Source organism: Staphylococcus sp. HMSC65H10 (genome assembly GCF_001839185.1).
Taxonomy (GTDB): Bacteria; Bacillota; Bacilli; order Staphylococcales; family Staphylococcaceae; genus Staphylococcus; species Staphylococcus simulans.
Genome location: NZ_KV840396.1, coordinates 1 through 541 on the forward strand (window position 1 = coordinate 1; position 541 = coordinate 541).

Below are 541 nucleotides of genomic sequence, written 5' to 3' on the forward strand. Positions count from 1 at the left end.
CTTTTTCTAATTTGAACCAATCTATTTTGATTAAACTTCCAACTGGCGCGTCAGATACATAACCCCTCACTATAATAGTCGAGTCTGTCGCTGTAAAAGTTACTGAATTGTTATGATACTGATTGACTATTGGTGTATTAGATGAAGTTAATACATTAGCGTTCATAAAATTACGCCAACTTAATGGTATTGGAACATTTGCATAAACTGTCAATGTGTATGTTTCGCCTGCAATTAAATTTGAAAATTGTCTTTCAATACGATTTGCCGCTGTAAGAGTAGTGACTTCTTTGATAAGAATATGATTTTCTACTTTTTGATTACCATATATACTACTCCAACCATTGATACTCCCACTATAAAAATGAGAATCTGTTACTAAATTGCGCCCACCTACTTGAATACCGTCCACTTTTGCACTCAATGCACTAATGTTGCTGCTTAATTCATTTTTAGTTTGTGTTATCTTGCTGTTAACTTCACCGTCAATAAGCTGTTTCAATGCTTCGTCTTGGCCGTTAATATAGGTTTTCAACGCGTC

1 protein-coding gene is annotated in these 541 nt (G+C 34.6%); it reads right to left on the reverse strand.

Annotated elements, in window-relative coordinates:
* A partial coding sequence (locus HMPREF3270_RS13990) for a hypothetical protein (RefSeq protein ID WP_218117697.1) occupies positions 1-502 on the reverse strand: 502 nt, incomplete at its 3' end.
* Positions 503-541: the final 39 nt, after the last annotated feature.